The sequence below is a fragment of the Kitasatospora sp. NBC_01266 genome, assembly GCF_036242395.1.
GTDB lineage: Bacteria > Actinomycetota > Actinomycetes > Streptomycetales > Streptomycetaceae > Kitasatospora.
The window spans coordinates 649,344-674,047 of the sequence record NZ_CP108458.1 but is presented as its reverse complement, the minus strand read 5'-3'; the positions used below and the strand labels follow the sequence as shown (position 1 = coordinate 674,047).

Annotated in this window: 23 protein-coding genes and 2 pseudogenes; 16 read left to right on the top strand and 9 right to left on the bottom strand. The window is 72.1% G+C overall.

Annotated features, from left to right (window positions below):
* Positions 1 to 142: 142 nt before the first annotated feature.
* Positions 143 to 880: an SAM-dependent methyltransferase gene (locus OG403_RS03055; protein WP_329561181.1), complete on the top strand. Its 738-nt coding sequence runs from the start codon at positions 143 to 145 to the stop codon at positions 878 to 880.
* Positions 881 to 910: 30 nt separating this feature from the next.
* On the opposite strand, the gene OG403_RS03050 is transcribed toward OG403_RS03055, so the two are convergent.
* From OG403_RS03050 to OG403_RS03040, 3 genes are read right to left on the bottom strand one after another with little or no spacing between them, the layout of a single operon-like run.
* Entirely contained in the window at positions 911 to 1,609 is a 699-nt protein-coding gene (locus OG403_RS03050) for a response regulator (RefSeq protein WP_329561179.1), read from the bottom strand.
* Positions 1,606 to 2,442 carry a sensor histidine kinase gene (locus tag OG403_RS03045; RefSeq protein ID WP_329561178.1) on the bottom strand — a complete coding sequence of 279 codons (837 nt, stop codon included), beginning with the start codon at positions 2,440 to 2,442 and terminating at the stop codon, positions 1,606 to 1,608. Before OG403_RS03045 ends, OG403_RS03050 begins: the two co-directional genes overlap by 4 nt.
* A gap of 12 nt (positions 2,443 to 2,454) precedes the next feature.
* Positions 2,455 to 3,285 carry a PAS domain-containing protein gene (locus OG403_RS03040; RefSeq protein ID WP_329561177.1) on the bottom strand — a complete coding sequence of 277 codons (831 nt, stop codon included), beginning with the start codon at positions 3,283 to 3,285 and terminating at the stop codon, positions 2,455 to 2,457.
* Positions 3,286 to 3,438: 153 nt separating this feature from the next.
* Between OG403_RS03040 and OG403_RS03035 the strand changes: the two genes are divergently transcribed.
* The 4 genes from OG403_RS03035 (at position 3,439) to OG403_RS03020 (ending at position 6,961) form a co-directional block, all read left to right on the top strand.
* Complete coding sequence (locus OG403_RS03035) at positions 3,439 to 4,926, top strand: GntT/GntP/DsdX family permease (RefSeq protein WP_329561175.1); 1,488 nt, start codon at positions 3,439 to 3,441, stop codon at positions 4,924 to 4,926.
* A 317-nt stretch (positions 4,927 to 5,243) separates the two neighbouring features.
* Complete coding sequence (locus OG403_RS03030) at positions 5,244 to 5,552, top strand: transposase (RefSeq protein WP_329561174.1); 309 nt, start codon at positions 5,244 to 5,246, stop codon at positions 5,550 to 5,552.
* 5 nt (positions 5,553 to 5,557) lie between these two features.
* Positions 5,558 to 6,460: an IS3 family transposase gene (locus tag OG403_RS03025; protein WP_329561171.1), complete on the top strand. Its 903-nt coding sequence runs from the start codon at positions 5,558 to 5,560 to the stop codon at positions 6,458 to 6,460.
* Positions 6,461 to 6,616: 156 nt separating this feature from the next.
* Complete coding sequence (locus OG403_RS03020) at positions 6,617 to 6,961, top strand: VOC family protein (RefSeq protein ID WP_329561169.1); 345 nt, start codon at positions 6,617 to 6,619, stop codon at positions 6,959 to 6,961.
* Positions 6,962 to 7,039: 78 nt separating this feature from the next.
* On the opposite strand, the gene bla is transcribed toward OG403_RS03020, so the two are convergent.
* The 3 genes from bla to OG403_RS03005 all read right to left on the bottom strand — a co-directional run bounded on the left by bla (position 7,040) and on the right by OG403_RS03005 (position 9,981).
* Positions 7,040 to 7,930, bottom strand: a complete 891-nt coding sequence (gene bla / locus OG403_RS03015; RefSeq protein WP_442911042.1) for a class A beta-lactamase — start codon at positions 7,928 to 7,930, stop codon at positions 7,040 to 7,042.
* Positions 7,931 to 8,083: 153 nt separating this feature from the next.
* Positions 8,084 to 8,725, bottom strand: a complete 642-nt coding sequence (locus OG403_RS03010; protein ID WP_329561165.1) for a nucleotidyltransferase domain-containing protein — start codon at positions 8,723 to 8,725, stop codon at positions 8,084 to 8,086.
* On the bottom strand, positions 8,722 to 9,981 hold the full coding sequence (locus OG403_RS03005) for a sensor histidine kinase (RefSeq protein ID WP_329561164.1): 1,260 nt from the start codon (positions 9,979 to 9,981) through the stop codon (positions 8,722 to 8,724). Before OG403_RS03005 ends, OG403_RS03010 begins: the two co-directional genes overlap by 4 nt.
* A 312-nt stretch (positions 9,982 to 10,293) precedes the next feature.
* On the opposite strand from OG403_RS03005, the gene OG403_RS03000 reads away from it, so the two are divergent.
* Both OG403_RS03000 and OG403_RS02995 read left to right on the top strand, forming a co-directional pair.
* Positions 10,294 to 11,316 (top strand): helix-turn-helix domain-containing protein, encoded by a 1,023-nt coding sequence (locus OG403_RS03000; protein WP_442910854.1) that lies wholly within the window; start codon positions 10,294 to 10,296, stop codon positions 11,314 to 11,316.
* A 138-nt stretch (positions 11,317 to 11,454) separates the two neighbouring features.
* Complete coding sequence (locus OG403_RS02995) at positions 11,455 to 12,402, top strand: SURF1 family cytochrome oxidase biogenesis protein (RefSeq protein WP_329561161.1); 948 nt, start codon at positions 11,455 to 11,457, stop codon at positions 12,400 to 12,402.
* On the opposite strand, the pseudogene OG403_RS02990 reads toward OG403_RS02995, so the two are convergent.
* Positions 12,395 to 12,571: pseudogene (locus OG403_RS02990) on the bottom strand (response regulator transcription factor); the annotation flags it as partial. The gene OG403_RS02995 and the pseudogene OG403_RS02990 overlap by 8 nt on opposite strands.
* 731 nt (positions 12,572 to 13,302) lie before the next feature.
* Between OG403_RS02990 and OG403_RS02985 the strand changes: the two are divergent.
* A complete protein-coding gene (locus OG403_RS02985; protein ID WP_329561159.1) occupies positions 13,303 to 15,993 on the top strand; it encodes a hypothetical protein in 2,691 nt (896 codons plus the stop codon).
* Between the two features lie 61 nt (positions 15,994 to 16,054).
* On the opposite strand, the gene OG403_RS02980 is transcribed toward OG403_RS02985, so the two are convergent.
* A complete protein-coding gene (locus tag OG403_RS02980) occupies positions 16,055 to 16,204 on the bottom strand; it encodes a hypothetical protein (RefSeq protein WP_329561158.1) in 150 nt (49 codons plus the stop codon).
* Between the two features lie 89 nt (positions 16,205 to 16,293).
* Here OG403_RS02980 and OG403_RS02975 point away from each other — a divergent pair, with 89 nt between their 5' ends.
* The 3 genes from OG403_RS02975 (at position 16,294) to OG403_RS02965 (ending at position 18,943) form a co-directional block, all read left to right on the top strand.
* Positions 16,294 to 17,571, top strand: coding sequence for a serine hydrolase domain-containing protein (locus tag OG403_RS02975; RefSeq protein WP_329561157.1), 1,278 nt, complete (start codon positions 16,294 to 16,296; stop codon positions 17,569 to 17,571).
* 156 nt (positions 17,572 to 17,727) lie between these two features.
* Complete coding sequence (locus OG403_RS02970; protein WP_329561156.1) at positions 17,728 to 18,492, top strand: alpha/beta fold hydrolase; 765 nt, start codon at positions 17,728 to 17,730, stop codon at positions 18,490 to 18,492.
* Positions 18,485 to 18,943 carry a MarR family winged helix-turn-helix transcriptional regulator gene (locus OG403_RS02965; protein WP_329561155.1) on the top strand — a complete coding sequence of 153 codons (459 nt, stop codon included), beginning with the start codon at positions 18,485 to 18,487 and terminating at the stop codon, positions 18,941 to 18,943. Before OG403_RS02970 ends, OG403_RS02965 begins: the two co-directional genes overlap by 8 nt.
* Before the next feature lie 180 nt (positions 18,944 to 19,123).
* On the opposite strand, the gene OG403_RS02960 is transcribed toward OG403_RS02965, so the two are convergent.
* A complete protein-coding gene (locus tag OG403_RS02960) occupies positions 19,124 to 20,311 on the bottom strand; it encodes a hypothetical protein (RefSeq protein ID WP_329561153.1) in 1,188 nt (395 codons plus the stop codon).
* Positions 20,312 to 20,382: 71 nt separating this feature from the next.
* Here OG403_RS02960 and OG403_RS02955 point away from each other — a divergent pair.
* The 5 genes and pseudogenes from OG403_RS02955 to OG403_RS02935 all read left to right on the top strand — a co-directional run.
* Positions 20,383 to 21,423 (top strand): annotated as a pseudogene (locus OG403_RS02955) (AMP-binding protein); the annotation flags it as partial.
* Positions 21,424 to 21,501: 78 nt separating this feature from the next.
* Complete coding sequence (locus OG403_RS02950) at positions 21,502 to 21,870, top strand: class I adenylate-forming enzyme family protein (RefSeq protein ID WP_329572071.1); 369 nt, start codon at positions 21,502 to 21,504, stop codon at positions 21,868 to 21,870.
* A gap of 11 nt (positions 21,871 to 21,881) precedes the next feature.
* Positions 21,882 to 23,069 carry an acyl-CoA dehydrogenase family protein gene (locus OG403_RS02945; RefSeq protein WP_329561151.1) on the top strand — a complete coding sequence of 396 codons (1,188 nt, stop codon included), beginning with the start codon at positions 21,882 to 21,884 and terminating at the stop codon, positions 23,067 to 23,069.
* 5 nt (positions 23,070 to 23,074) lie between these two features.
* Positions 23,075 to 23,203, top strand: coding sequence for a hypothetical protein (locus OG403_RS02940; protein WP_329561150.1), 129 nt, complete (start codon positions 23,075 to 23,077; stop codon positions 23,201 to 23,203).
* Complete coding sequence (locus tag OG403_RS02935; protein WP_329561148.1) at positions 23,200 to 24,690, top strand: MFS transporter; 1,491 nt, start codon at positions 23,200 to 23,202, stop codon at positions 24,688 to 24,690. The genes OG403_RS02940 and OG403_RS02935 overlap by 4 nt, the downstream gene beginning before the upstream one ends.
* The last annotated feature ends 14 nt before the right edge of the window (positions 24,691 to 24,704 follow it).

Below are 24,704 nucleotides of genomic sequence, written 5' to 3'. Positions count from 1 at the left end.
GTCCGGTGCTGTCATGCGCTCCGATCGGGCTGCCTGAGCGCATGACAGCACCGTAGGACTTCGAGCGTCCGAACTCGCGAAGGCCGAGCTCGGAGCGGAAAACGAGGTGCGTACGCTCGCCGGGCGCTGGCAGGCTGCGCGGGTGAATCGCGAACAGATCTCCGAGCTCGCCCATGCCGATCACCCGATCAAGTCCCCGCTCGACGACGACTCGGTGCGCCGGCTGCTGGAGCACGGCCTGCCGCGCGGCGACGAGCGGGTACTCGACCTCGGCTGCGGCACGGGGGAGTGGCTGCTGCGCGCGCTGGCCGCGCACCCGCGGCTGCGGGCCGAGGGGGTCGACATCTCCGAGGACGCCCTGACCCGGGCCCGTGAGGCAGCGAGCGCCCTCGGTGTCCAGGAGCGTCTGGTGCTCCACCACCAGGAAGCCGCCGACTTCTCCTCCCCGCACGGGTTCGACCTGGTGCTCAGCGTCGGGGCCGCGCATGCCTTCGGCGGCCTGCTCCCCGCCCTCGCGGCGGCGCGCGAGCGGCTGGCGCCGGGTGGACGCGTGCTGATCGGTGACGGCTTCTGGGACCGTGAGCCCTCCCACGAGGCCGTCGAGATGCTCGGGAACTTCACCGACCTGGCGACCACGATGGACCGGGTCGTCGCCGACGGCTGGACTCCGGTCCACGGGCACGTCAGCACGCGCAGTGAACTGGACGACTACGAGTGGGCCTGCTGGGGGTCGCTCGCCTCCTGGGCGCTGGACCACCCGGCCGAGCCGGACAGCGCGCAGGTGCTCGAAACAGCCGCCACCCGCCGCTCCGAATGGCTGCGCGTCTACCGGGACACCTTGGGGTTCGTCTGCCTGGTGCTGCGTCGGACGTCCGACTGAACCCGGCCCCGCCCCGGGGCCGGCTCCTCGTCAGCGGGGTGCCGGACCGCCTGCCGGACCGCCCGGCGGGCCGCCGTTCCAGGAGTAGAGGTGCTCGGGTCGGCCGGCGGCGCCGTAGCGCAGCTCCACCCGGACCGTGCCGTCGGCGGCCAGGTCGGCCAGGTACCGCTGGGCGGTGGGGCGGGAGATGCCCAGCCGGACGGCGAGTTCGCCGGCGGTGACGGTGCCGGGCGCGCGACGGACGGCGTCCGCGACCAACTCGCCGGTGGGCGTGGCGCGCGGGCGCCGCGGGCGTCCGCCGCGGTCCGTGCCGTGCAGGGCGCGCAGCGCGCGGTCCACCTGCTCCTGGTCCACCGTGCGGTCGGCGGCGAGTTGGGCCCGGAACCGGGCGTAGCCGGTCAGCCGGTCGGTCAACGCGGCGGCGTCGAACGGCTTGATCAGGTAGCCCACCGCGCCGCCGCCGAGGGCGGCCCGCACCTGGGCGGTGTCCGCGGCTGCGGTCACCATCAGGACGTCGCCGGTCAGTTGGGGCAGCAGCTCGGTGCCCAGCCGGTCCGGCAGGTACTGGTCGAGCAGCACCAGGTCGGGAGAGAGCTCGCGGTCCGCCGCCACCGCCTCGGCCGCCGACCGCGCGGTGCCCACCACCGTGAAGCCGTCCACCGCCGCCACGTAGCGGGCGTGCAGCTCGGCGACCCGGTAGTCGTCGTCCACCACCAGAACGCGGATCACCGCTCTCCTCCCAGGAGTTCGCCGGTCACCGGCCGGTCGGCCGGATCGGGGACGAGCAGGTCGTCGGCCGGCTGCTCCAGCACGCCGGGCAGCCGGGCCACGAAGACCGCGCCGTGGCCGTCCCCGCGGGCCAGCGCCAGCCGCAGCTCACCACCGTGCCGTCGGACCAACTGGCGGGCCAGCGTGAGGCCGAGGCCGTGGCCGCTGCGGTCCTCGGCGGCCCGGGTGGTGAAGCCGCTGCGGAACAGCCGCTCGGCGTCCTGCTCGGCCACCCCGTCGCCGCTGTCCAGCACCGCCACATGCAGCGTGCCGCCCTCGGCCAGCACGCTCAACTCCACCCAGGCCGGCCGCCGTTCGCCGCTCTCGGCGGCCTTGACCGCGTTGTCCAGCAGGTTGCCGACCACGCTCACCACGTCCAGCGGTTCGGTCAGCCGGCGCGGCAGGTGCGAGTCCTCGTCCAGCCGCAGCGCCACCCCGTGCTCCGAGGCGGTCGCCGCCTTGGCCGCCAGCAGCCCGCGCAGGTAGGGGTCGGCCAGCCGGGCGCCGTCCCGGCCCTCGGTGGCCAGCGGCGCGGCGGCCAGCTCGCGCAGGTAGTCGCGGGCCTCGACGGCGGCGCCGGTGTCCAGCAGTCCGGCCAGGGTGTGCAGCCGGTTGGTGTACTCGTGCGCCTGGGCCCGCAGCGCATCCGACAGCGCCCGCAACGCCGAGCGCTCGCGGGCCAGTTCGTCCAGCTCGGTGCGGTCCCGCAGGGTCAGCACGTGACCGAGGTTGCGCTCGCCGCGCCGTACCGGCTGCGCGGTCACCACCAGCACCCGGTCGCCGACCACCAGCACGTGCTGCCACAGTTACTGATGCTCCGTCAGAATCCTTTCCAGGGTGGGCGGCAGGCCCGCCGCGGCGAGCCGGGTGCCCGGTGCCAGCGGGCTGCCGAGCAGCCGGGCGGCCGCCGCGTTGCACACCGTCACCCGGCCGTCCTGGTCCACCGCCAGCACGCCGTCGCCCAGCCCGCGCAGCACGGCCTGCTGCTCGCGCAGCAGATCGGCGAGGTCCACCGGTTCGAGGCCGAGGGTCTGGCGCTTCAGCCGCCGGGTGAGCAGCGCCGCCGCCGCGACTCCCACCAGCAGCGCGCCGCCGGCGAACGCGCCCTCCTCGCGGATCAGCGGCGCGGCGGCGCCCAGCGCGGTGCTCAGCCGCACCCCGGTGCTGACCTCGCCGACCACCCGGCCGTCCGCCGTGCGCAGCGGCACCTTGGCCCGGGCCGAATCGCCCAGCGTGCCGCGCTGGATGGCGACCGACTCGCGCCCGTCCAGCGCGGTCGGCGCGGTGCTGACCTCCTTGCCCAGCAGCGCCGGGTCGGGGTGCGAGTAGCGGATGCCGTGGTCGTCGGTGACCACCACGAAGAGCAGCCCGGTGCGGCGCATGACGGCCTGGGCCACCTGCTGAACCTCGCCACCCGGATCGGAGCCGGCCGCGATCCGGTCCACCACCACCGGGTCCTCGGCGGTGGCGCGGGCCACCGCGAGCGCCCGCTGCTCGTAGTTCTGCTCGGCGGAGTCACGCAGCACCTGCGCGGTCAGTGCGAAGCCGCCGCCGAGCACCACGCAGAGCACCGTCACCTGGGCGAGCAGGGTCTGGGTGGCGAGACGGGGCCGGCGGCCGAACACACGTCGGAACATGCGGCCAGCGTACCGCCGTGCACAGAACGCACAGAACGAGCGGAAAGATTTCCGGCGACCGCAATTCGCACAATGGCCGGAACTCTGGCGGTGGCCTGCGGCCGGCCCGTACGGTGCCCCGCAGCAGTCATGAAATCGGAAAGAGGAATACGCATGATGGCAGCGTCGGCATCATCGTCCGCCCAGCTCGCGCACACCGTGGGCCGGGCCGCCGCCCAGGCCGCGACCACCGCCTGGACCGGCCACGACAGCTGGCTCCTGGCGGTGGTGGGGATATCGATAGGCCTGGTCGTCGTCCTGATCAGCTGGCTGAAGCTGCACGCTTTCCTGGCCCTGATGATCGGTGCGTTCAGCGTCTCGCTGCTCTCCGGTGAAGGTGTGGGAAAGGTCGCGAATTCCTTTACCACCGGGCTCGGGAACATCACCGGAAAAGTCGGCATCCTCATCATTCTCGGCGCGGTGCTGGGCCGGCTGATGGCCGACTCCGGGGGCATCGACCAGATCGTGACCACGCTCACCAGAGCCGTCGGCCCCAAGGGCCTGCCGTGGGTGGTCACCCTGGTCGCCTGCCTGGTGGGGCTGTCGATGTTCTTCGAGGTCGGCTTCGTCCTGCTGGTGCCGCTGGTGCTGCAGATCGCCAAGCGGGCCGACTACCCGGTGCTGCGGGTCGGCATTCCCGCGATGGCCGGGCTCGCCACCGTGCACGCGCTGGTGCCGCCGCACCCCGGGGTGCTGGTGGCGATCAGCGCCGTGCACGCCTCGATCGGCCTCACCCTGGTCTACGGGCTGATCGTGGCGGTGCCCTGCGCCATCGTGGTCGGGCCGCTGTTCACCGCCTACGCCTGGCCGCGGGTCGAGGCCGTCATCCCCGAGTCGGCGCTGGCCGCCTTCACCACCGGGGGCGCACCCGGGGGCGCCGCGGCAGCAGCTGAGGGCGCCGCGGCAGCACGTGAGGGCGCCGCGCCGCGCCGGCTGCCGCGCTTCTCGGTGACGATCGCCACCGTGCTGCTGCCGATCGTCCTGATGATGCTCAAGGCCGGCTGCGACACCTTCGACTGGGGTCACGGCACGGCGTACACCCTGCTCGAGTTCCTGGGCACGCCGGTGGTCTCGCTGCTGGTGGCGGTGCTGGTGGCGCTGGGCACCTTCGGCTACGCGGTGGGCGCCTCGCGCCGCCAGGTGCAGGAGTCGCTCTCCCGCTCCTTCCCGCCGATCGCGGGCGTGCTGGTGATCGTCGGCGCGGGCGGCGGCTACTCGCAGGCGCTGGCCGACTCGGGCGTCAACGCCGCGATCGGCCAGGCCGCCGGCCACCTGCACATCCCGCTGCTGCTGCTCGCCTGGCTGGTGGCGGCGCTGATGCGGACGGCGACCGGCTCCGGCACGGTGGCCACCGTCGCCGCGGCCGGCATCATCGGCCCGCTGGCGCACCACCTCGGCTCCACCCAGGCGGCGCTGCTCGCGCTGGCGCTCGGCTCCGGCGCGGCCTTCCTCGGCCACGTGAACGACGCCTCGTTCTGGATGTTCAAGGAGTACTTCGGACTCTCGGTCGGCGGCACCCTGCGCACCTGGACGGTGGCCCACACGCTGCTCTCGCTGACTTCGCTGGCCGGCGTCCTGGTCCTCAACGCGGCGCTGGGTTAGCACTCCGGGCCGCGCCCAGGCCGGGTCCTCGGGGCGGCCCCGCCATCCGCGCCGCAGCCGACCGGGCGGGCGCAGCGGCGGCCGGTCGGCTGGCGAGGGCGAGGGCGAGGGTGTGCGGGCGGCGGGCGGGACGGGGCTGGTCCAAGTCATGGCGGTCACGCTCGCGCCCCAAGCTGTGAATGCGCTTTGCCGCCGCTCTCACCGCCCTGTGCCCCGCACCCGCCCGGTCACCGGCCGCCGCTGACCTTGAAGTTCCCCCGTTGATCTGGACAGCTTGATACTGGGACGGTTGAGTCCCGGAGGAAGCAGTCCAGGTAGTGAGTGGCAAGAGCAACATGAGCAAGCGGTACACGGCGGAGTTCAAGCGGGACGCGATCGCGCTCGTCCGGTCCTCGCCCCATCGGAACGTCACCGATATCGCCCGGGAGCTGGGCGTGAGTCCGGAGGGGCTTCGCGGCTGGGTGAAACAGGCGAAGGTCGACCGCGGCGAGGGGGCGCCAGGCGCGCTGACGACGGCGGAGAAGGACGAGCTCCAGCGGCTGCGCAGGGAGAACCGGGAACAGCAGCAGACGATCGAGATCTTGAAAAAAGCCGCGGCCTTCTTCGCGAAGGAGACGATGAAGTAGGCACGTTGTGCCGCTTCATCGACGCGGAGAGGGCTGCCGAGGACAGACCTGACGGCTTCAGTGTCGCGCTGTTGTGCCGGGTTCTGAAGCTCCCGCGCACCAGCTACTACGCCTGGCTCGCCAGTCGGCCGGCCGCCGCCGAGCGGCAGCGGGCAGAAGACGAACTGGCCCAGGAGATAAGGGAGATCCACGCCTCCTCGCGCGGAGCCTACGGCGTCCCGCGCGTGCACGCCGCACTGCGGCGGACGGGCCGTGCGATCAACCGGAAGAAGGTCGAGCGGATCATGCGCGAGCGCGACATCCGGGGTATCACCCGCCGCAGGCGCCGCCACCTGACGAAACAGGACACCAAGGCCGCCCCGGCCCCCGACCTGATCGGCCGCGACTTCACCGCGAAGCGGCCCGGTACGAAGCTCGTCGGCGACATCACATATCTGCCCACGATCGAGGGCTGGTGGTATCTGGCCACGGTCATCGACCTGGCGACCCGCGAGGTGATCGGGTACGCGATGGCCGACCACCACCGCGCCGAACTGGTCACCGACGCCCTGAAAATGGCCGCCGGCCGGGGCGGCCTGAAGCCGGGCTGCATCATGCACACCGACCGCGGCAGCGAGTATACGAGTAGCGAATTCCGCCAGGAGATAAGGAAGTTGAACCTGAGACAGAGTATGGGGCGAACCGGCATATGTTACGATAACGCCGCAGCCGAGAGCTTCTTCGGCTTGCTGAAAGCGGAGATCGGCACCACCGTCTGGGACAGCCGGGAAGCGGCCCGAGCCGACGTCTTCCGCTTCATCGAAGTCGAATACAACCGCACCAGGCTCCGCAGGCACCCCGAGTTCGGGTACCTCACCCCACTCGAAACCCGAGCCAGGCTGCAGCACGACTTCACCCCCGCAGCGTAAGCACCCGCTGTCCAAGATCAGGGGGGAACTTCACCTCGTGGCCGATCGGTCAGTTTCGGAGAAGCGCCCGCCCGCACCCCGCGCCTACCGTGGGACCACCGGCGCAACCCGCGGGGCCGCCGCAGGACCATCCCGAGACACAGGAGTACCAACGCCATGAGCAGTGGCATCACCGTGATCCTCTACCACGTCAAGGACCTGGACCGGGCCAAGGCGCTGTTCGGCAAGTTCCTCGGCGTCGAGCCGTCGACGGACACGCCGTACTACGTCGGCTACGAGCTCGGCGGTCAGCAGATCGGCCTCGTCCCCGACGCCCACCAGCACGGCCAGGCCGGCCCGGTCTGCTTCCGCGACGTGCCCGACATCGCCGCCGCCCACCAGGCTCTCCTCGCCGCCGGCGCCGAGTCCCACGCGGAGCCGCACGACGTCGGCGGCGGCCTGCTGGTCGCTTCCGTCAAGGACGCGGACGGCAACGTCATCGGGCTCCGCCAGCAGCCGTGACCCCCTGACGTCACCGTGCGCCTCGGCCGAACGGCCCAACCCGCCTGTTCGAATGCGGCGGGCCCGCACCGCGCGGTGTCAGGTGAGGGCCGCCGCCAGCAGCGCGGCGGCCTTGGCGACCAGCGGTTCGTCGGCCGGGGCGGCGGCGTCCGGTTTGGTGGACAGGACGGACAGCACGACCGGCGTTCGGTCCGGGGTCCAGGCGATGCCGACGTCGTTGGTGGTGCCGTAGTCGCCGGTGCCGGTCTTGTCCGCGAGGGTCCAGTCCTTGGGGAGTCCGGCGCGCAGGCGGGCGGCGCCGGTGGTGTTGGCGAGCAGCCACCGGGTCAACTGCCGCTGGTCCCAAGGGGCGAGCGCATCCCCGAGGAGCAGCTTCCGGTGGCTCTGCCCGATCGCGGCCGGGCTGGTGGTGTCCGTCACCCGTCCCGGTTCGGCGGAGTTCAGCGCCGGCTCCCACCGGTCGAGGCGGGTCACCTCGTCGCCGATGGACCGGCAGAAGCGGGTGATCGCCGTGGGACCGCCGAGCTCGCGGAGCAGCAGGTTGGCGGCGGCGTTGTCGCTGTAGTCGATGGCGGCGGCGCACAGCTCGGCGACGGTCATGCCGTTCGCGAGGTGCTCGGGTGTGCCCGTGATCGGGGCGTAGCCCGCGTCCGTGACGTCCTTCTGCTGGTACCGGATCCGCTTGGCGAGGAACCGGCCGTCCCGGTCGAGGTCCCGCAGGATCGCGGCGGCGGTGAGCGTCTTGTGCACCGAGCAGATCGGGAAGAGCTCGTCGGCGCGGTAGACCACGCACCGGCCGGTGACCGTGTTCCGCGCGAACACCCCCAGCCGGGCGCCGTGTTCCCGTTCGAGGCCTGCCAGTGCCCTGGTGACCGCGTCCTCGCCCAGTGGCGCGCCGCTCGCCGCATAGGCCGGGCCGGCCGTGGACACCGCGGCGGCCAGCGCCGTCCCGGCACCGAGGGCCAGCATCGCGCGGCGGCTCGGGCGCCCGCTGAAAGTCCTCACGATCGCGTCCTCCTCTGTTCGGCGACCATCCTCCGCAGAGCAGGACGCCTCGACGGCCCGATTGGTTCGCGCGCACTGCACCGCGGCTGCCGCTGAGGGTCCGCCCCGCGAGCGGGGCTACAGGTCGGCGAGCCAGGGATGGCCCGGGTTGGTGCGGGTGAGCAGCTCGGCCAGGGTCGCTCGCTGACTTGCCGTCATGAGCGGGACGGTCGCGTCGAAGTCCGCCTGGTCCTTGCGGCGGGTGTGCTTGGCCTTGAACAGCAGGACCAGCTCGGGCGCCAAGTACGGGATGCCGTCCGGGGTGTGGTGGATGACGGCGTCGTAGGGAAGCCGGATCCGCTCGTCGCGTCGGCAGATCCAGGTGTCGCGGTCGTGCGGTTCGCGGAACACGTCGAGCAGGTAGTTGCCGGTGGCCGGATCGCGCAGCCAGGTCTGGTACACGGTGGCCAGCACCTCGGGTGCGGCGTCCTCCCAGATCCGGCCGCTGCCGGCCGCGTCGAAGACATATCCGGGGAAGCGGCCGCGGACCTCGGCGAAGCCCGCGGCCGGAATCGCGATCTCGATGTCCCCGTGCGCGCGGGTCTGCCGGCCGTGGAACAGGTCCAGCGCCCAGCCCGCGGCCACGTACCAGGGGGTGCCGATTCCGGCCAGTCGCCGCGCGACCTCCCCCGGGGTCCAGCAGGATGACCACCTGGCATCGAGGGCTTCGATCTCATCGGGCGTCAGCTCGATGCCATCGCTGGGCAGTTGCTCGCTCATCCCAGGAATCTACCGGACAGCTCCTCCCCGTCAGCGCTTTCGGGCGTGCCGAGCGGCAGGCTGGCCGCGACCCGGAACCCGCCCTCCGCCAGTGGCCCGGCCACCAGGCTGCCGCCGTGCAGCGCGGCCCGCTCCCGCATGCCGACCAGCCCGTACCCGCCGCGCTCCCCGCCCGATCCCGGGGTGGCGACCGCGCCGCTGTGACCGTTCCCCCCGGCGGCACGGCCCGGCCGGCCGGAGCCGTTGTCGCTGACCTCCACGGTGACCGACTGCGGCCGGTAGGTCAGCTTGACCCGGGCCTTGGCCGGGCCGGCGTGTTTGCGGGCGTTGGTGAGCGACTCCTGGACGATCCGGAAGACGGCCAGCTCGGTGGTCGGCGGCAGCGGCCGTGCGGTGCCGTGGACGGTGAACTCGGTGGGCAGGCCGGCCAGGCGCGACTCGTTGACGATCCGTTCGAGGTCGGCGGTGCCGGGCTGCGGCGCGGCCGGGGTGACCTCGCGCTCGTCGTCGGCCCGCAGCACGTCGAGCAGTTGGCGCATCTCGCGCAGCGCCAGGCGCCCGGAGCTCTCCAGCGTCACCAGGGCCTCGCGCACCACCTCGGTGTCGCCGCCCAGGTTGGCCCGGGCACCGCCGGCCATCAGCTGCATGGTGGTGATGTGGTGAGCCACGATGTCGTGCAACTCCCTGGCGATCCGCCGCCGTTCCTCCGACACCGCCCGCTCTGCCAGCAACGCGCGCCGGACCTCCAGCTCGTGCTGCCAGCGGTTGAGTACGGCGCCGGTGCCGACCACCAGCACAGTCGCCAGCAGGCTGCCCATGAGGTCCTCGCCGCTCAGGCTCAGCTGCGGCCCGCGGCTGGTCAGCGCGACCACGGAGACGATCAGCCCCGCCGGCACGGCGACCGCGAGCGGGCGGTACTGGGTGACGGCGAACAGCGCCACCGCGGTGGTGCAGGGAAAGTGGTGCGACACCGGCGCGCTCAGGTTCAGCGCCAGGTTGGCGGCCAGCACCGCGGCCAGCACCGCGATCGGGTGACGGCGCCGGACCAGCAGCGGCAGCGCCGCCACCACACTGAGCACCAGCCCCAGGACGCTCAACGGGTGGTTGGCGTCCAGGCTGGTCATCGTGTAGCCGAACACGTCCATGACGGCCGAACCGGCGGCCAGCAGCGCGTCGTTGCGGGTCCAGGGGGAGTCGGAACCCGGTTCGTCGGGTGCCTGCGGTGCGTCCGGCGGCAGCGGTCGGCGCGTCGCCATGCTGGTGGTTCTCCTCTGTGGATGTCTGCGGATGTCTGCGGATGTCTGCGGCGGCCAGCGCCCCGGGCGGTCCCCGGCGTGCCGCGGCAGGCGTGCGCGGACCATTCTTCCACCGCCCGCCGGCCGCGGGCCGGGACCTGCGGCTGAGCCGGGACCAGGACCAGGGTCCTGGGGCCTGTCCGTCGGCCGCGCCTGGCTCCCGGCCGGCCCATGGCATCCTGCTGCTCGGGTGGGTTGTCCCAGGAGCCGACGACGTCGGGTGCGAAGGCCTTGCCGACCGGCAAGGGGAGGAACCCGAAGGGGGAGCGGAGCGTGGCCGCGAGGGCGGGGAGCGTGTTCCGCAGGGAGGGCGTGTCCGGGAAGGAGCGTTTCGACCATTGGCGGGAGCTGATCGGGCAGACCCGGGCCAGCGAGGTGACCAGTGCCCATACCGACGACTTCCAGGCCGAGATGCGGCGACTGGAACTGGGGCCGGTGACCCTGCTGCGGACGTCGTTCCCGCCGGCGCGGTTCCGGCGGACCGCGGGCATGGTGCGGCGCTCGGATCCGGAGGTGTACCACCTGACGCTGCTGCTCGACGGCGGCCTGGCGCTGACCCGCGGCGCCGACCGGACCGCGACGTTCGGGCCGGGTGACCTGCACCTGGTCCACAGCTCGCACCCGTTCGACCTGCGGGCCTTCGGCGCCCGTGCCGCCGATGGAGGGGAACTGCGGGTCGAGGCAGTGGGCATCGACTTCCCCGCGGCACTGCTGCCGCTGCCGCCGAAGCAGCTGCGCGACCTGCTGGGCCGGGGGTTCTCGGGGCGGGAGGGTACGGCTGCACTGCTCTCGCAGTTCCTCGTCGGACTGGACCGGCAGGCCGCCGCCGTGGGCCCGGCCGAGGCCCCCCGCCTGGGATCGGTCGTGGTCGACCTGCTGGCCGCCTGCCTGGCCCGGGAGCTGGACGCCGAGGCCGCGCTGCCGGAGGACGCCCGGCAGCGGGCCATGGTGGAGAACGTCCGGGCGTTCATCCGGCGGAACCTGCACGATCCCGAGCTGTCGCTGTCCGCGATCGCCGCCGCGCACCACATCTCGGTCAGCTATCTGCACCGCGTCTTCAGCCGGCAGTCGCGAGGTGAGACGGTCGCCGCCTGGATCCGCGGCCAGCGGCTGGAGCAGGCGCGCCACGACCTGGAGAACCCCGCGCTGTACGCCGTGCCGATCCACGCCGTCGCCGCCCGCTGGGGGATCCCCCGCGCCTCCGACTTCAGCCGCGCCTTCCGGGCCGCGTACGGCCTCCCGCCCAGCGAGCACCGGCATCGGGCGCGGTCGCAGCGCGCGGGCGAGCAGGCGTGAGGCCGGCAGCCGTCCTCGGCATCGCCGCGGGCCTGAACCTCCTGAGGCTGCTGCTGGTGGTGGGCCGGTCCCGCCGTTCCGGTACGCCGGGCAGGGGGCGGTCCATGAGGGAGAGTCAGCGGGCGATAGCGTGATCGGGTGTTGTTCCGCACCCTCCTGACCCGGCGTTGGCTGGTCCTGACCCTCGTCTTCTTCGCGATCATCCCGGCGATGATCCTGCTCGGACGATGGCAGTACCACCGCTACGAGCAGACCAACCGGCAGAACGCCGTGACCGCCGTCGCGATGAAGGCGCCGCCGGTCGCGATGGACGTCATCTCGCACCCCGGCGGGACCGTGCCCACCGCGCAGACGTACCGCCCGGTCACCGCGACCGGGCACTACGACCCGTCGGACGAGTTCGTGATCCGCCAGCGCACCGCGGCCGACGGCGAGACGGTCGGCTACTACGTGATCACCCCACTGGTCACCGAAGCGGGCGACCTGGTGCTGGTCAACCGCGGCTGGGTCGCCTCGGGAGGGGACGCCACCGCCTACCCGGCGGTGCCGCCGGCCCCCTCCGGCGAGCTGACGGTGACCGGCCGGCTGCGGCCCGACGAGACCTTCAAGAGCACCGGCATCACCGAGCACAGCGGCATGCCGGACCGGATGTTCATGCGGATCGACAGCGGCGCCCAGGCCGCCCGCCTGCGGCGGCCGGTGGTCGCGGGCTACCTGGAACTGGTCTCCACCAGTCCCACCCCGCCGGCCGTCGACGAGGCCGAGCACGTGCCGGCTCCCAACAGCGCCGCCACCACCAGCGACGACGCGGTGGTCGGCCAGGGCGTCCACCTGCCCTACGCGATCCAGTGGTGGCTGTTCGCCGCGCTGATCCCGACCGGCTGGGTGGTCCTGCTCCGCCGCGACCTCCGCGACGCCCGCGACCTCCGCGACGCCCGCGAGAAGCAGGCCGCCGACGAAGCCGCCGCCGCGGCCGGCCCGACCCCGGACGACCGGACGGACGACCCCGACCCCGCCCCGGACCCCGACCCGGCTGCCGACCGGGTGTCGGCTTCGGCGATCGCGGCTCCCGCACGGATCAGTTGAGCCAACCGCGTTGCGCCGCCCTGAGGCCCGCTTCGAATCGGCTCGATGCGCCGAGGCGTTCCATGAGTCCCGCCATCTGCCGGCGCACGCTGCGGGCCGAGATGCCGAGCCGGCGGCCCGCGACCTCGTCGGTCAGACCGGCGGCGAGCAACTTGAGCAGCTCCTGTCCGGAGGCACTGAGGCCTGCGGCTCCCTGTTGTGGCTGGCGGTTTTAATCGCCCGCCACAACAGGGTTCCCCGCCGCCTGCGGGTACTTGGGGGACGACCGACCTGGACAGCTACGTCGGTACCCCCGCCCAGGGCTGACCCGTCACACCAGCGGGGAGGACCGGACACCCGGTCCTCCCCGCTGCACACCGCCCGGAGAAGCGCGTCGTCACGGGCTGCTGTCCGCGATGGCGATCACCGCGGCGGTGGTGGGTTGGGGGTCGGGCGTGGACCAGACCAGCAGCATCGCTTCGCCCGTCTCCGTCCAGGCGATCTCACCCGAGTCGGCGAACTGGGTCGCGGGGCCCCCGCGGACGAGGAGCGGCGGCGAGCTCCGGTGGGGGGTCGTCCCGGTCGCGCTCGACAGCGGCCAGGGTGGGGCCGTCGAGCTGAGTGAGGGTCAGATCACCGACCCGCGTGGTCGACTCCCAGTGCTGGATCGCCCCGACGACCCCCGGGGCCGCACCGTAGGGCGCGGTGGAGAGGAGCCGGGCGCCGGCCGGGAGGTGGGGGTGCAGCAGCCTCGGCCGCCGTGCACTATCCGATCGGCGGCCGCGTGCCGGGTTGCCGCCGTCGAGCCGGTGAGCTGCGGTTTCTCCCGAGCCGGCCGGCCGGGCGCCGACCGGTGGGCCACCGCCAGAGCCGGCGCACCGCTCATGACATGGAGGCCGCCGGCTCCCCCGTCAGGTCGGGATGATCACGATCGAGTTGCTCTTCCCGCAGCGCGAGGAAGACTGGAAGTACGGGCCAGAGGTAACCGAGGTCGGCATGTTCTCGCACCACGGAAAGCTCTCCAGGACCGCCCGATCGTCGCTCCCGATGCCACGGGTGAACTTCTGGCGCACCTGGACCGCCCTGACCTGCCTCGCTCTGCTCGCGACGCTGCGCTGGGCCGGGAGCAGGCATTCGGCATGGGACAGAGCGCACGGATCATGGGGACGAGGCTGGGTGCCCCAGATCTTCAACGGCCTCGCCCGAGTGCTGACGAACGCTGCTCCGCTGAGCCTGCGGCTGGCCTGTCTTGCCCTGCTGATCGCCGTCTTATGGGCTCTGCGGCGAGCGCTGCTCGTTCGCAACGCCTACCGGCCAGGTCCGGTCGAGGTAAAAGACCTTGTCACGGCTGCTCCCGAAGCACGGCAGCAGCCCTCGGTGGCGGATCTCTCCGCCCAGTTCCGCAAGCAGCTGTCCGAGACCGATCTCTACCCTCCGTCCACGCTGCCCGCCGAGCCGCCCGCGGAGAACTTCCTGGACCTGCTCGGGGACGTCGACCTCGAACCCGCGAAGCTCGGGACGAGCCTGCTGCGCCTGACCAGCCGATTGCGGCCCAAGATCGCCTACCGGGTCAGCGGTGTGCTGCGCGAGCAGGACCCGGAACCGCGCTTCGGAGTGACGGTGACCGTCACCTCCTATGCGATTCGTGGCAGTCGGATGGAGACGGTCTGGGCGCGCAGCTGGGAGGAGGCGGTCCGTAGGGCCGGGTACTGGGTCGCGGCGGCGCTCCTGCCGGTGACCCGGGCCGGCAAGACGCCGCCGTGGCGACATTGGCGAGGACGGGACCTGCCGGCCGACCTGTTCGCCGCCTATCAACAGGCGCGAGAAAACGGTCGCAACCGCCGATTCGATGAGGCGCTCCGTCTCTACTTCCTCGCATTGCAGTACGACCCGACGAACCTGTATCTGCGGACCCAGATAGGCGGAACGCAGGAGAAGCTCGGGCTGTACCTTGACGCCCTCGAGACCTACTACGGGGCGCTCACCCTTGGAACGCACAGCAGCAGACCCAGGTACGAGCGGCCATGGCAGAGGGGCGACCGGAAACGGCGGACGAACGACCGATTGTGGGTGTACCGCTGGCCCTGGCGTCGGTTCAACTGCCTCTGGTGCCCGTGGTGGCAGCGCGGCGTGCTCCAGGCTCGATACCGGTATGCCGTCGTCCTCGGCATGTCCGAGATCACCGCTCACCAGTGGTGCCGCCGCAGTGGCCAAGACGGTTCGGCCGAGCACCGCCGGGAGATCCGGAAATCCCTGACGCCCGCCTTGGTGGCCCGCTACTGGCCCAGCCAGCCGTTCCCGTCAGCGGGTGCGGTCACGGACGCGGAGGGTCAGGAAAGAGAGCGCCAGCAGTTGCTCAGGGAGACGCTCGTCTGCGGTACGTACCGCGAGGTCCGGTTGGTATTCCAGCGTGCCTGCGCACAGGAGATGTGCAGACTCGCCCAGGACTACCCCATCGCGCGATTCATCCCCGGCATGGTCTCCGGCGAGGTCCTCACCCGGTCCGCGCTCCGGATCAACCGCGACGTCTGGGCGCCCTTGCGGCTGGCCTGGGCGTACGGGCTCGGGACAGCCGAGCCGGCGATGGCGGAGCGGAAGCGGCTGCGCTGGCCTCGCCGCGTGTACAAGCGTGTCGCATCGGTGCGGTGGCCTGCGACTGCGGAGGAGCTGGTGCCGCGCGTGGAGAGGGCACGAAGGCGTTGGCGAGGAAGCCACGAGTGGCAGGACCACTACAACGCCGCCTGCGTGTATGCGTTTGCGATGCACGGTCACAGGTCTCGAACGCATGAGAAGCGGCGCGACGAGCTGGCCGAGCTGGCCACCCGTGAGCTGGAAGAAGCGGTACGAAGCGCTGAGGGCGGCTTTCTGACGCTCAAGCGGTCGTGGCTGCTCAGCGAGGATCCCGATCTGGCTGTGCTGCGCAGGGAGAGTCGGTTCGCGCGCTTCGAGCGGGAGACGTACCCGCATGCCACCCCCGATCACCAAGACCGCGACGACCAGCCGCTGCAGGCCGAGGTGGCGGCCTATGATCGCCAACTGCTGATGCGGGTCGCCGAGGTGATGGAGGAAACGTGGCGCCGCCGGCGTAGGCAGAGCGCCGCCGGAATTCGTGCCCAGGTCAGCTGGTTCGAGAGTGAATACGAGATCTGGCGCCGTGTTCTGCAGGTCACGGACAACCGTGCGCACGATCTGCCCTGCCGGGCGAAACTGCTGCAGCGGGTCCGAGAGGTCGCAGGCCCCACCCTGCTGGCCGAGAGCGGGGCTTACGAAGGGGTGCCAGAACTCGACGACCTCCTGGATGCCGACGCGGAATGGTCCGCAGGCAAAACCGCACAGCGGAAGGCGCCGCAGTCAACTGTTGGCGATCTTCTCGACCAGCTGGGTAGCAGCCTGGTTTCGAACAACGGGTGTTCGCCGATCGAGTGCAGCCATGACTGGCTCGTCAAGGTGCGGGCGACAGCAACCCACGCGCCCGGATCGCTGCCGTGGGGCGACATCCGGACGGCATGCGCGTGCTATGCGGCAACCTGGCAGGGTCTCCGCCTTCTCCTCGACCGGGAGATAACTCCGACGGAATTCGACAAGGCCGTGGCGTTGCTGCCCGTTCCGTAGGATCACGCCGCTGTTGACCAGAGGCCCGATCAAGATGCCGTGGAGCCGAACACATCGCGCCTCAGCCGTGCGGCACGGCGTCGCTGTCCATGGGCCCGACCGTGAGCGTGGTGGAGGTGACCATGATCAAGCCGCCGGTGCCGGGGGACGCGTCCAACTGCGTGATGGGTGCGACCAGTGGCTGGGTCTCGTCCGGCGGGATGGCCGGCATCAGGGGAGCCCCTCAGGGGCGGTCCAGGGTTGTTCCCGATACCGGGCAGGGGCGCCGACTCGACAGGATGTTCACGCACGGTCCGCCAGTTGACGCACACTCAGTCGGAGTCCTCGATGAACACCCTCGTCCGCCGCATCGCCACCCTGAGCCTGGCCTGCTCCGCCCTGGTCGCCACCACCGCCGCGGGCGGGGCGACGGCCTTCGCCGACGCGCCCGCGGCATCGGGTGGTGGCGCGTCGGCGTCCGCCTCCGGCTTCCCCGCGCTGGACCCGGCCGCGCTCCAGGCGGCCATCGACATCCGCCCCGGTGACCAGGCGGTGGGCGCGATCGCCCGGGTCGCCGAGCCGGGGCAGCTGTGGCGCGGCTCCTCCGGCGACACGGTGACCGGGCGCAAGGTCGCGGACAACGCCCACTTCCACATCGGCAGCATCTCGAAGACCTTCGAGAGCGTGGTGATCCTGCAGTTGGCGGCGGAGGGCCGGATCGACCTGGACCAGAGCGTGCAGTCCTACCTGCCCGGTCTGCTCCCGGACAGCTTCGCCCCGATCACCGTCCGCGAGCTGCTCAACATGACCAGTGGCCTGCCGGACGTCTTCGAGGGCGCGCCGGTGCCGACCCCCGACCAGCAGATCGCCGAGCACCTCCAGTACCTCACCTTCGACGACGAGATCGAGGGCACCCTGCGCCCGACCGACCGCCCCTGGCCCACCGCGCACTTCGCGCCCGGCACCGAGCAGGAGTACAACTCCCTCGGCTTCCGGATCGGCGGCGCGCTGATCGAGCACATCACCGGCAACTCCTACAAGGACGAGGTGACCAGCCGGATCCTGGAGCCGCTGCACCTGGACCAGACCTCGGTGCCCGAGGACGACCCCACCATGCCCAAGCCCTACCTGCACGGCTACCTGCTCGACGGCCAGGGCCGGCCCGTGGACGTCAGCGAGCAGGGCGGCGACCCGTCCAACATGATCTCCACCCCGGCCGACCTGGACCACTTCATCAGCGCCCTGTTCAAGGGCGAACTGCTGGCGCCCGCCCAGCTGAACGAGATGTTCACGCTGCCCAAGGGGGCCGACGGCAAGGTCGTCCCGTACGTGGACACCTTCAACTGCGCCGTCGGCGGCAAGCCCGGCCCGGCGTGCTTCGGGGCGGGTCTGATGTCCATCCCGCTGCCCAACGGCCAGACGCTGTGGGGGAAGACGGGGCACGACTACGGCTACGTGAACGGGATGTTCGCGACGCGTGACCTCTCGCTGCGCGCGGTGTTCTCGGTCGCCACCACGGCGGTCAACAACGGCGGCCCGTCGGCCGTGTCGGACCGCCTGCTCGGCGCGGTGCTGGCGCCGCAGGCCGCCGGGCACTGAGACGGATTCGAGTGCCCGGGCCGGGGCGGGGCGGGGGCCGGGGCGGGGCCGGGGCGGGGACGACGAGGATCGGTCGCACGGGCGGGGCGGTGTCCATGTCGATGTGTGACGCAGCTAACATATTACACGACACATGTGTCGTGTAATATGTCTTCCATGAACACTGCGACCACTGCAGAGAAGCGCCCGACCCTCGTCTTCATCCCCTGCCTCTCCGGTACCCCGTGGAGCGTCGAACAGCTCGCCCCCTACGGCGAGGCGCCCAAGCGCACGCTGCGCCTGCCCGAAGGCGTCAAGGACATCGAGCGCTACGCCGACCACGTCGAAAACGCGATCGCGGACCTCGACGACTACGTGCTGGTCGGCGACTCATTCGGCGCGAACATCGCGCTCGCGCTCGCCATCCGCCGCCCGCGGGGCCTGCGCGCCCTGGTCCTGTCCGGCGGATTCGCGGCCAACCCGATCGACTCGAAGCCGTTGAAGGCGCTGGCGCAGGTGATGGGCAAGGCGCCCGGCCCGTTCTACCGGCAGCTGACGCTGCGAGCCCACGCCCACCGCCTCGCCTCCCCGTTCGACGGCGAGGGTCAGGTGCCCTGGAGCGAGGCGCGCAGCCGCGAACTGTTCCTCACCAACACCCCGGCCGCCTCCTACGGTTCGCGCGTGTCAGCGATCTTCGCGGCCGACTACGTTGACGTGCTCGGCCAGGTCCAGGTCCCGACCCTGATCCTGACCCCCTCGCACGACGTGCTGATCGGCGAGAACGCCTCCAAGATCATGCTCGCGGGCATCCCCGACGCCCGGGAGGTCGTGCTGCCGCGCACCGGCCACATGTTCCGCTTCTCCCACCCGGCCACCTACGCCGCCGCGGTCAAGGACTTCATCGCCGCCCTGCCGATCACCCGACAGGGCGCCGATGCGTAAGGCCGAACACCTGCGGTTCGCGATCCTGGCAGCCCAACGCGAAGGCAACCGGCTGCTGACCCAGGCCCTCAAACCCCACGGCATCACCCCGTCGCAGGCCGAGGTGCTGCGCCTGCTCCAGCGGCACGGCACCTTGAGCCTCAACGGGCTCGGGCAGCTCCTGGTGTGCGAGAGCGGCACCAACCCCAGCCGGCTGGTCGAACGCGCCGTCGCGGCCGGGCTGGTCGAGCGCCGCACCGCCGCCGAGGACCGCCGCTACCTCCAACTCAGCCTCACCCCTGAGGGCGAACGCCTGGCCACCGCGGTCGCCGGGATCGAGGAGGCCATCTACACCTCGATCGACACCGCCTCCGACGGCCTGGAGACCGACGCGATGCTCGACTTCCTTCACAAGCTCATCGACACCCTGCCCGCGGGCGAGGCCCTCAACAAACGCCTCAGCCTGGACTAGGGAGCAGCTGGAGTCGTGATCAACAGGCTGTCCGGGTAAGGTCTTTGATCCAGATCATCGAGGCGCGGAGGTGGCGGCCGGCAAGGTGGCTCTCCGGAGTCCGGTGGACGGTGGCGCCCGTTCGTCAGGCCCAGAGCTTCTCGTCCAGCGAGCCGTTCGTGCCGACCGCGAACAGGTCGATCACGTTGGGGCCGGGGGAGATCGCCGTGGTGTTGGACGCCAGGGTGCCGCCCTGGGACGACCAGGCGCCCCAACTTCCGCCGCTGTAGAGGCTGCTCCAGATCGCGCCGTCCTTGCCGCGGACATAGACCTCGAGTCGCCGACGTTCGGCTGCCACAGGGAGGCCGCCGGCGAGCTGCCGGGCGCGATACCGACGGGCAGGGCTGGCAGGTCCGGCGACCAACTGGTCCAACCGGTGCCCGGGGTCCAGTACTTGTGCCAGACGTTGTTGTTCGTGCCGAGGCCGAAGAGGTCGATGCGGCCGTTGCTGGGAGAGGTCGCCGCCGGATCGGAGATGACCTTCGCGCCGAGGCTCTCCCACTTGCTCCAGCCGTTGCTGTAGCTCAGGTGCCAGATCGCGTTGTCCTTGCCGCGGACGAACAGGTCGAGTCGGCCGGTGCCCCAGGAGGTCACGGTCGGCGTGGCGCCGGAGGCCACCCCGGGCGGCGGGGCGGCGAAGTCGGTGGTCCAGCCGCTCCAGCCGGTCGTGCTGCTCCAGGAGCGGTGCGAGATACCGCCGTTCGTGCCCACGCCGAACAGGTCGAGCCGGGTCGGGTCCCAGGCGACCGCGGCGGGATTGGAGACGAAGCGTCCGCCCATCGACTCCCAGGGGTACCAACCCGCGCCGCCGGTGTCGTACGGCTGGTGCCAGATCGCGCCGTCCTTGCCCCGGACGAACAGGTCGAGGCGCTTGGGGCCCCACGAGGCCACCACCGGGGAGGCTCCGGCGGCCACCCCCGGCGCCGGCGCGCCGTGCTGCTGCCAGGTGGACCAGGAGCCCGAACCCATGCTGCAGCCACCGGAGTTGTTGCTCCACAACGGCTGCATGGCGAAGCTGCTGCCGGACAGGTTGGTGTCCCTTATGTTGACCCAGGCGCACTTGTCCGCGATCTCCGCGCCGGCGCTGTCCCGCCAGCCGTTGATCAGGGGGCCGGTGATCGTCTCGGCGAGTTCGTGCCCCGCGACGATGCTGACGCCGTCCAGGGTGCCGGCGGCGCCGTTGGCGCTGCCCGCTCCGCAGGACCCCGCCGCGTCCGGCATGTACGGCAGGTCGGTGTAGGTGATGCTGGGCAGCGCCGCGACCGCGCCGTGGTAGCCGCAGTAGCTGCTGCCGAAGCCCGCCGTCGAGTGGCCGGTCGGAGTCGCCACGATGATCTGGGTGTTCAGCGAGGTGCCGGCGCCGAAGTGCTGCGCGGCGCTGGCGGCCTCCGCCTGGATCTGCGCCCGCCGTCGTCTGTGCGGACCGGCGCTGGACGTTCCGGCAGTTGGAGGAGGACGCGAACCGGCTCGCCGCCGCCCTGCTGGCGCGCGGGCTGGGACCCGGCGACGCGGTGGCCAGCCTGGCCTGGAACCGCGGTGAGCTGATCGTGATCGAGTTCGCCCTGTACAAGGCCGGGCTGATGCGCGCGCCCGTCAACGCCCGGCTGGGTCGCGCCGAGATCGCGCACCTGCTCGGCTACGCGCCCGTCAGAGCGCTGCTCTTCGACGCGGCCCACCGCGAGGACGCCCTCGCGGCGCTGGAGGCCGCCGGCACGGACTGCCTGCCGGTCGAGTTCGAGAGCGGGTTCGCGGCGCTGCTCGCCGAAGGCGGCACCGCGCCGGTGCGGGTGGAGGTCGCGCAGGACGACCCGTGCGTGCTCAACTTCACCTCGGGCTCGACGGGCGCGCTGAAAGCGGCCGTGCAGACCTTCGGCAACCGGCTCGCCAACATGCGCAAGCAGCTGATGACCGAGCCCCGCCCGCGGGCCGGCTCCCGCTACCTGGCCTGCGGCCCGATCACCCACGCCACCGGTATGCCGCTGCTGGCCTGCGTCTTCGCCGGTACCACCGTCCACGTGCTGCCCGGCTGGGACCCCGACGCCTTCCTGGCCACGGTCGCGCGGGAGCGGATCGACGCCACCTTCCTCGTCCCCGCGATGCTCGCCACCGTGCTCGCGCACCCGGGCCTCGGCGGCTACGACGTGTCGAGTCTGACCGACCTGCGGGTGGGCGGTGCCCCGATCTCGCCGCAGCGGCTGCGCGAGGCGGTCGCCGCGTTCGGCCCGGTCGTCGGACAGGGGTACGGGCTCGCCGAGACCACCTCCGTGGTCGCCGGTCTCACCGCCGCCGAGATCGCCCGCGGCGTGGCGCAGGACCCGGAGCTGCTCCAGTCCTGCGGGCGAGCCGGCTACGACACCGAGATCCGGGTGGTGGACGAGCAGGGCCGGGAGGCCGAGCCGCGCGAGATCGGCGAGATCGTCGTGCGCGGCCCGGACTGCGTGCGCTCCTACTGGCGCGAGCCCGAACTCACCGCCGAGACCTTCGCGGACGGCTGGGTGCGCACCGGCGATCTGGCCTGGATGCGGGAGGACGGCTACCTGTTCATCGTCGACCGCAGGAAAGACATGATCATCTCCGGTGGCTTCAACATCTACTCGACCGAGGTCGAGGCCGCGCTCGACGAGCACCCGGCCGTCCAGGAAGCCTGTGTCATCGGCGTCCCGGACGAACGCTGGGGCGAGGCGGTCAAGGCCGTCGTGGTCGTCCGCGACGGCGCGCGGGTCGGCGCCGACGAGCTGATCGCCTTCTGCGCCGAGCGCCTGGACCGGTTCAAGAAGCCCCGCTCCGTCGACTTCGCCGCCGAACTCCCGCACAACCGCAACGGCAAGCTCGACCGCAAGGCCGTCCGCGAGACCTACTGGGCCGGCGCCGCGCGCCGCGTCAACTGAAAGGCCGTCCGATGCTCTTCTCCCTGCGCCCCGACTACGCCGACGACCCGCTCCTGGACGAGCTGGTGCGCAAGCTGCGCGGTTACCTGGACGGCGAGTTGGCCGACTACGAGCGCGAGCATGCCGTCACCCCGCAGACCCCGATCACCCGTGCCCTGCTGGAGCCGGTCTGGCGCCGCAGCCGCGAGCTCGGCTTCTACGGCATCCACCTGCCGTCCGAGCTCGGCGGCCAGGGCCTGACGTACACGCAGCTCGCCGCACTCAAGGAGGAGATCGCCGCCGCCGGACGCGTGCTCGCGCACAGCGTGCTGGGCGAGATGGGCGGTCCGCTGCGGGTCGGCGACATCCTCGCCGCCGCCACGCCGCACCAGCTGGAGCGCTACTTCCTGCCCGTGGTGCGCGGCGAACGGGCCTGCTGCTTCTCCCTCACCGAGACCGACGCGGGCTCGGACGTGCGGGCGATGCGCACCACCGCCGTCCGCGAGCCGGACGGCCAGGGCTACCGGCTGAGCGGCCGCAAGGTCTTCTCCAGCGCCGGCCCGGTCGCCGACTTCGCCATCGTCATCGCCCGCATGGACGGCACGGAGAAGACCTACTCCGCCTTCCTCGTCGACCTCGACAGTCCCGGCTGCCAAGTCCTCGACGGAGCCGTACCGATGTCCGGCGAACACATCGAGAGCGACATCCTGCTGAGCGACTGCCGGGTCCCGGCCGCCAACCTGCTCGGCGCAGAGGGTGACGGACTGCTGCTCGGGCTCGGCCGGGTCAACGTCAACCGGCTGCTGCACTGCCCGAGCGTGCTCGGCATGGCCCGCCGCGCGCTGGAACTGACCCTGGAGCGGGTCGGCACCCGCACCGTGGCCGGGGCACCGCTCGCCGAGCTGCAGTCGATCCAGCACAAGCTCGCGGACATGGCGACCTCCTACTACGCGGCCCGCGCCATGACCTACGCGGCGCTCGCGGCGCTGGACACCGATACGGTGCCGCGGCTGGAGGCGTTCATGTGCAAACTGAACGTCGCCGAGAGCGCGTTCCGGATCCTCGACGAGGCCGTGCAGATCCACGGCAAGGAGGGCCTGACCCAGGGCAACGAGGTCGAGTTCCTCTTCCGCAAGGTGCGGATGTTCCGGGTGCTGACCGGCACCTCGGAGATCCAGAAGAACGGCATCGCCAAGCTGCTGCTGCGACCCGCGCGGTGAACGGCATGAACCGGTCGGCTCCCACCTGGTCCTCGCTGACCGGCACCCGACAGGGCGCGCCCGACGGCGCCGCGCTGCCGGCCGAACCGGCCCTGCGCCGATTCACCCGCGACGCGCCGGCCCCGATCGGATGACCGCGGCACCGCTCCGCGCCGCCACCGCGTTCGGCGCGATCGCGTCCGGCGACACCGCGACCGGCGGGCGGGCACTGCGGCGCACCCTTGCCGTGCTCCTGCTCATCGTGCTGTTCAGCGGCTTCCAGCAGAGCTACTTCACCTCGCTCTTCCAGGCCCTGGGCGACCGGTACCACGTGGGGGTGAGCGCTCTGGCCTGGACGGTCACCGGGCCCGCGCTGACGGCGGCGATCGCCACGCCGCTGCTGGCCGCGCTGGGAGACCGTCACGGACACCTGCGGGTGCTGCGCGCGACGACCGCGGCGGTCGCGGCCGGCGCCGTGCTGATCGCGCTCGCGCCCGACTACCCGCTGCTCATGGCGGGGCGGATGCTCCAGGGCTGCCTGGCCGGCTTCCTGCCGCTGATGTCGGGCCTGGTCCGGCGCCGCCACGGGATCCGGCACACCCACCGGGCCATCGCCTACCTGTCGGCGGCCCTGATGTTCGGTGTGCTGCTGGGCAGCGCCTGCTCCTCGCTGCTGCTCCGGACGGCCGGCATCGGCGCCGTGCTGTGGACACCGGCCGTCGGGACGGCCATGGGCCTCGGCCTGCTGCCGTGGGCGGGACGCGGGGACGGGTTGGAGCGCGGAGACAGGTTCGAGCGCGGGGAAGCGCCCGAGCGCCTGGGAGCGGCGGCCCGGGTCGACTGGCCCGGTGCCGCGCTGCTGGCCGCAGCTCTGGTCCCCGTCGCGCTGGCGCTGCACGAGGGCGCGGCGTGGGGCTGGGGCTCGTCCGGCACGCTGGGCTGCCTCGGTGCGGGCGTGGTGCTGCTCGCCGCCTGGGCGACGGTCCAACTGCGCAGCCCGGCACCGCTGATCGACCTACGCCGCCTGCTGCGACCGCGCCTGCTGCCGGTCTTCGCGGCCGGCTGCGTCGTGCACTACGTCGTCCTCGGTGGGCAGGTGTCCTACTCCACCTATCTGACCCTCCCCGCGGGGCTCGGGCTGCCGGCCGCCTCGGTGGGCCTGGTGCTGTTGCCGGCCTTCTGCGGGATGACCGTCCTGGCCGCGTGCACCAGCAGGCTCGGGCGGGTCGTCGGCTACCGGAACGTCATGGTGCTGGGGGCGGCGCTGGTAGCGCTGGGTGCGACGGGGCTACTGCTGCGGCATGCGGGAGCGGCGGACTTCGCGGTGGCGCTCGCCCTCAGCGGCGCCGGGATGGGGCTGATCTCCGGAGCGGCACGCATCCTCGTCGTCGACGGCGTGCGGGCCGAGGACACCGCGGCCGGCTCAGGGCTGTTCGAACTCCTGGTCGGCCTCGGTGCCGCGGTCGGGTCGGCGACCAACGCGGCGATCCTGACCGCGCAGGGCGGCGGCCACCGGGCGTACCTGACGGCTTGGACGGTGAGTGCTGGGGTCGCCGTGTCCGGCCTCGCCGCCACCCTGCTCCTGCCCTCGTCCCCGACCCGCGCTCACCTCGGCGCCCGTGCCCGCCGCCGGCCCAAGTGAACGCTCGTGCCCAG

Bases quoted from the DNA above. Each gene is read 5' to 3' on its own strand.
- OG403_RS03040 (WP_329561177.1), bottom strand. From the start codon at position 3,285: ATGTTCCGACGTGTGTTCGGCCGCCGGCCCCGTCTCGCCACCCAGACC.
- OG403_RS03035 (WP_329561175.1), top strand. From the start codon at position 3,439: ATGATGGCAGCGTCGGCATCATCGTCCGCCCAGCTCGCGCACACCGTG.
- OG403_RS03020 (WP_329561169.1), top strand. From the start codon at position 6,617: ATGAGCAGTGGCATCACCGTGATCCTCTACCACGTCAAGGACCTGGAC.
- bla (WP_442911042.1), bottom strand. From the start codon at position 7,930: ATGCTGGCCCTCGGTGCCGGGACGGCGCTGGCCGCCGCGGTGTCCACG.
- OG403_RS03010 (WP_329561165.1), bottom strand. From the start codon at position 8,725: ATGAGCGAGCAACTGCCCAGCGATGGCATCGAGCTGACGCCCGATGAG.
- OG403_RS03005 (WP_329561164.1), bottom strand. From the start codon at position 9,981: ATGGCGACGCGCCGACCGCTGCCGCCGGACGCACCGCAGGCACCCGAC.
- OG403_RS02985 (WP_329561159.1), top strand. From the start codon at position 13,303: ATGATCACGATCGAGTTGCTCTTCCCGCAGCGCGAGGAAGACTGGAAG.
- OG403_RS02980 (WP_329561158.1), bottom strand. From the start codon at position 16,204: ATGCCGGCCATCCCGCCGGACGAGACCCAGCCACTGGTCGCACCCATC.
- OG403_RS02970 (WP_329561156.1), top strand. From the start codon at position 17,728: ATGAACACTGCGACCACTGCAGAGAAGCGCCCGACCCTCGTCTTCATC.
- OG403_RS02965 (WP_329561155.1), top strand. From the start codon at position 18,485: ATGCGTAAGGCCGAACACCTGCGGTTCGCGATCCTGGCAGCCCAACGC.
- OG403_RS02950 (WP_329572071.1), top strand. From the start codon at position 21,502: ATGCGGGAGGACGGCTACCTGTTCATCGTCGACCGCAGGAAAGACATG.
- OG403_RS02945 (WP_329561151.1), top strand. From the start codon at position 21,882: ATGCTCTTCTCCCTGCGCCCCGACTACGCCGACGACCCGCTCCTGGAC.
- OG403_RS02940 (WP_329561150.1), top strand. From the start codon at position 23,075: ATGAACCGGTCGGCTCCCACCTGGTCCTCGCTGACCGGCACCCGACAG.
- OG403_RS02935 (WP_329561148.1), top strand. From the start codon at position 23,200: ATGACCGCGGCACCGCTCCGCGCCGCCACCGCGTTCGGCGCGATCGCG.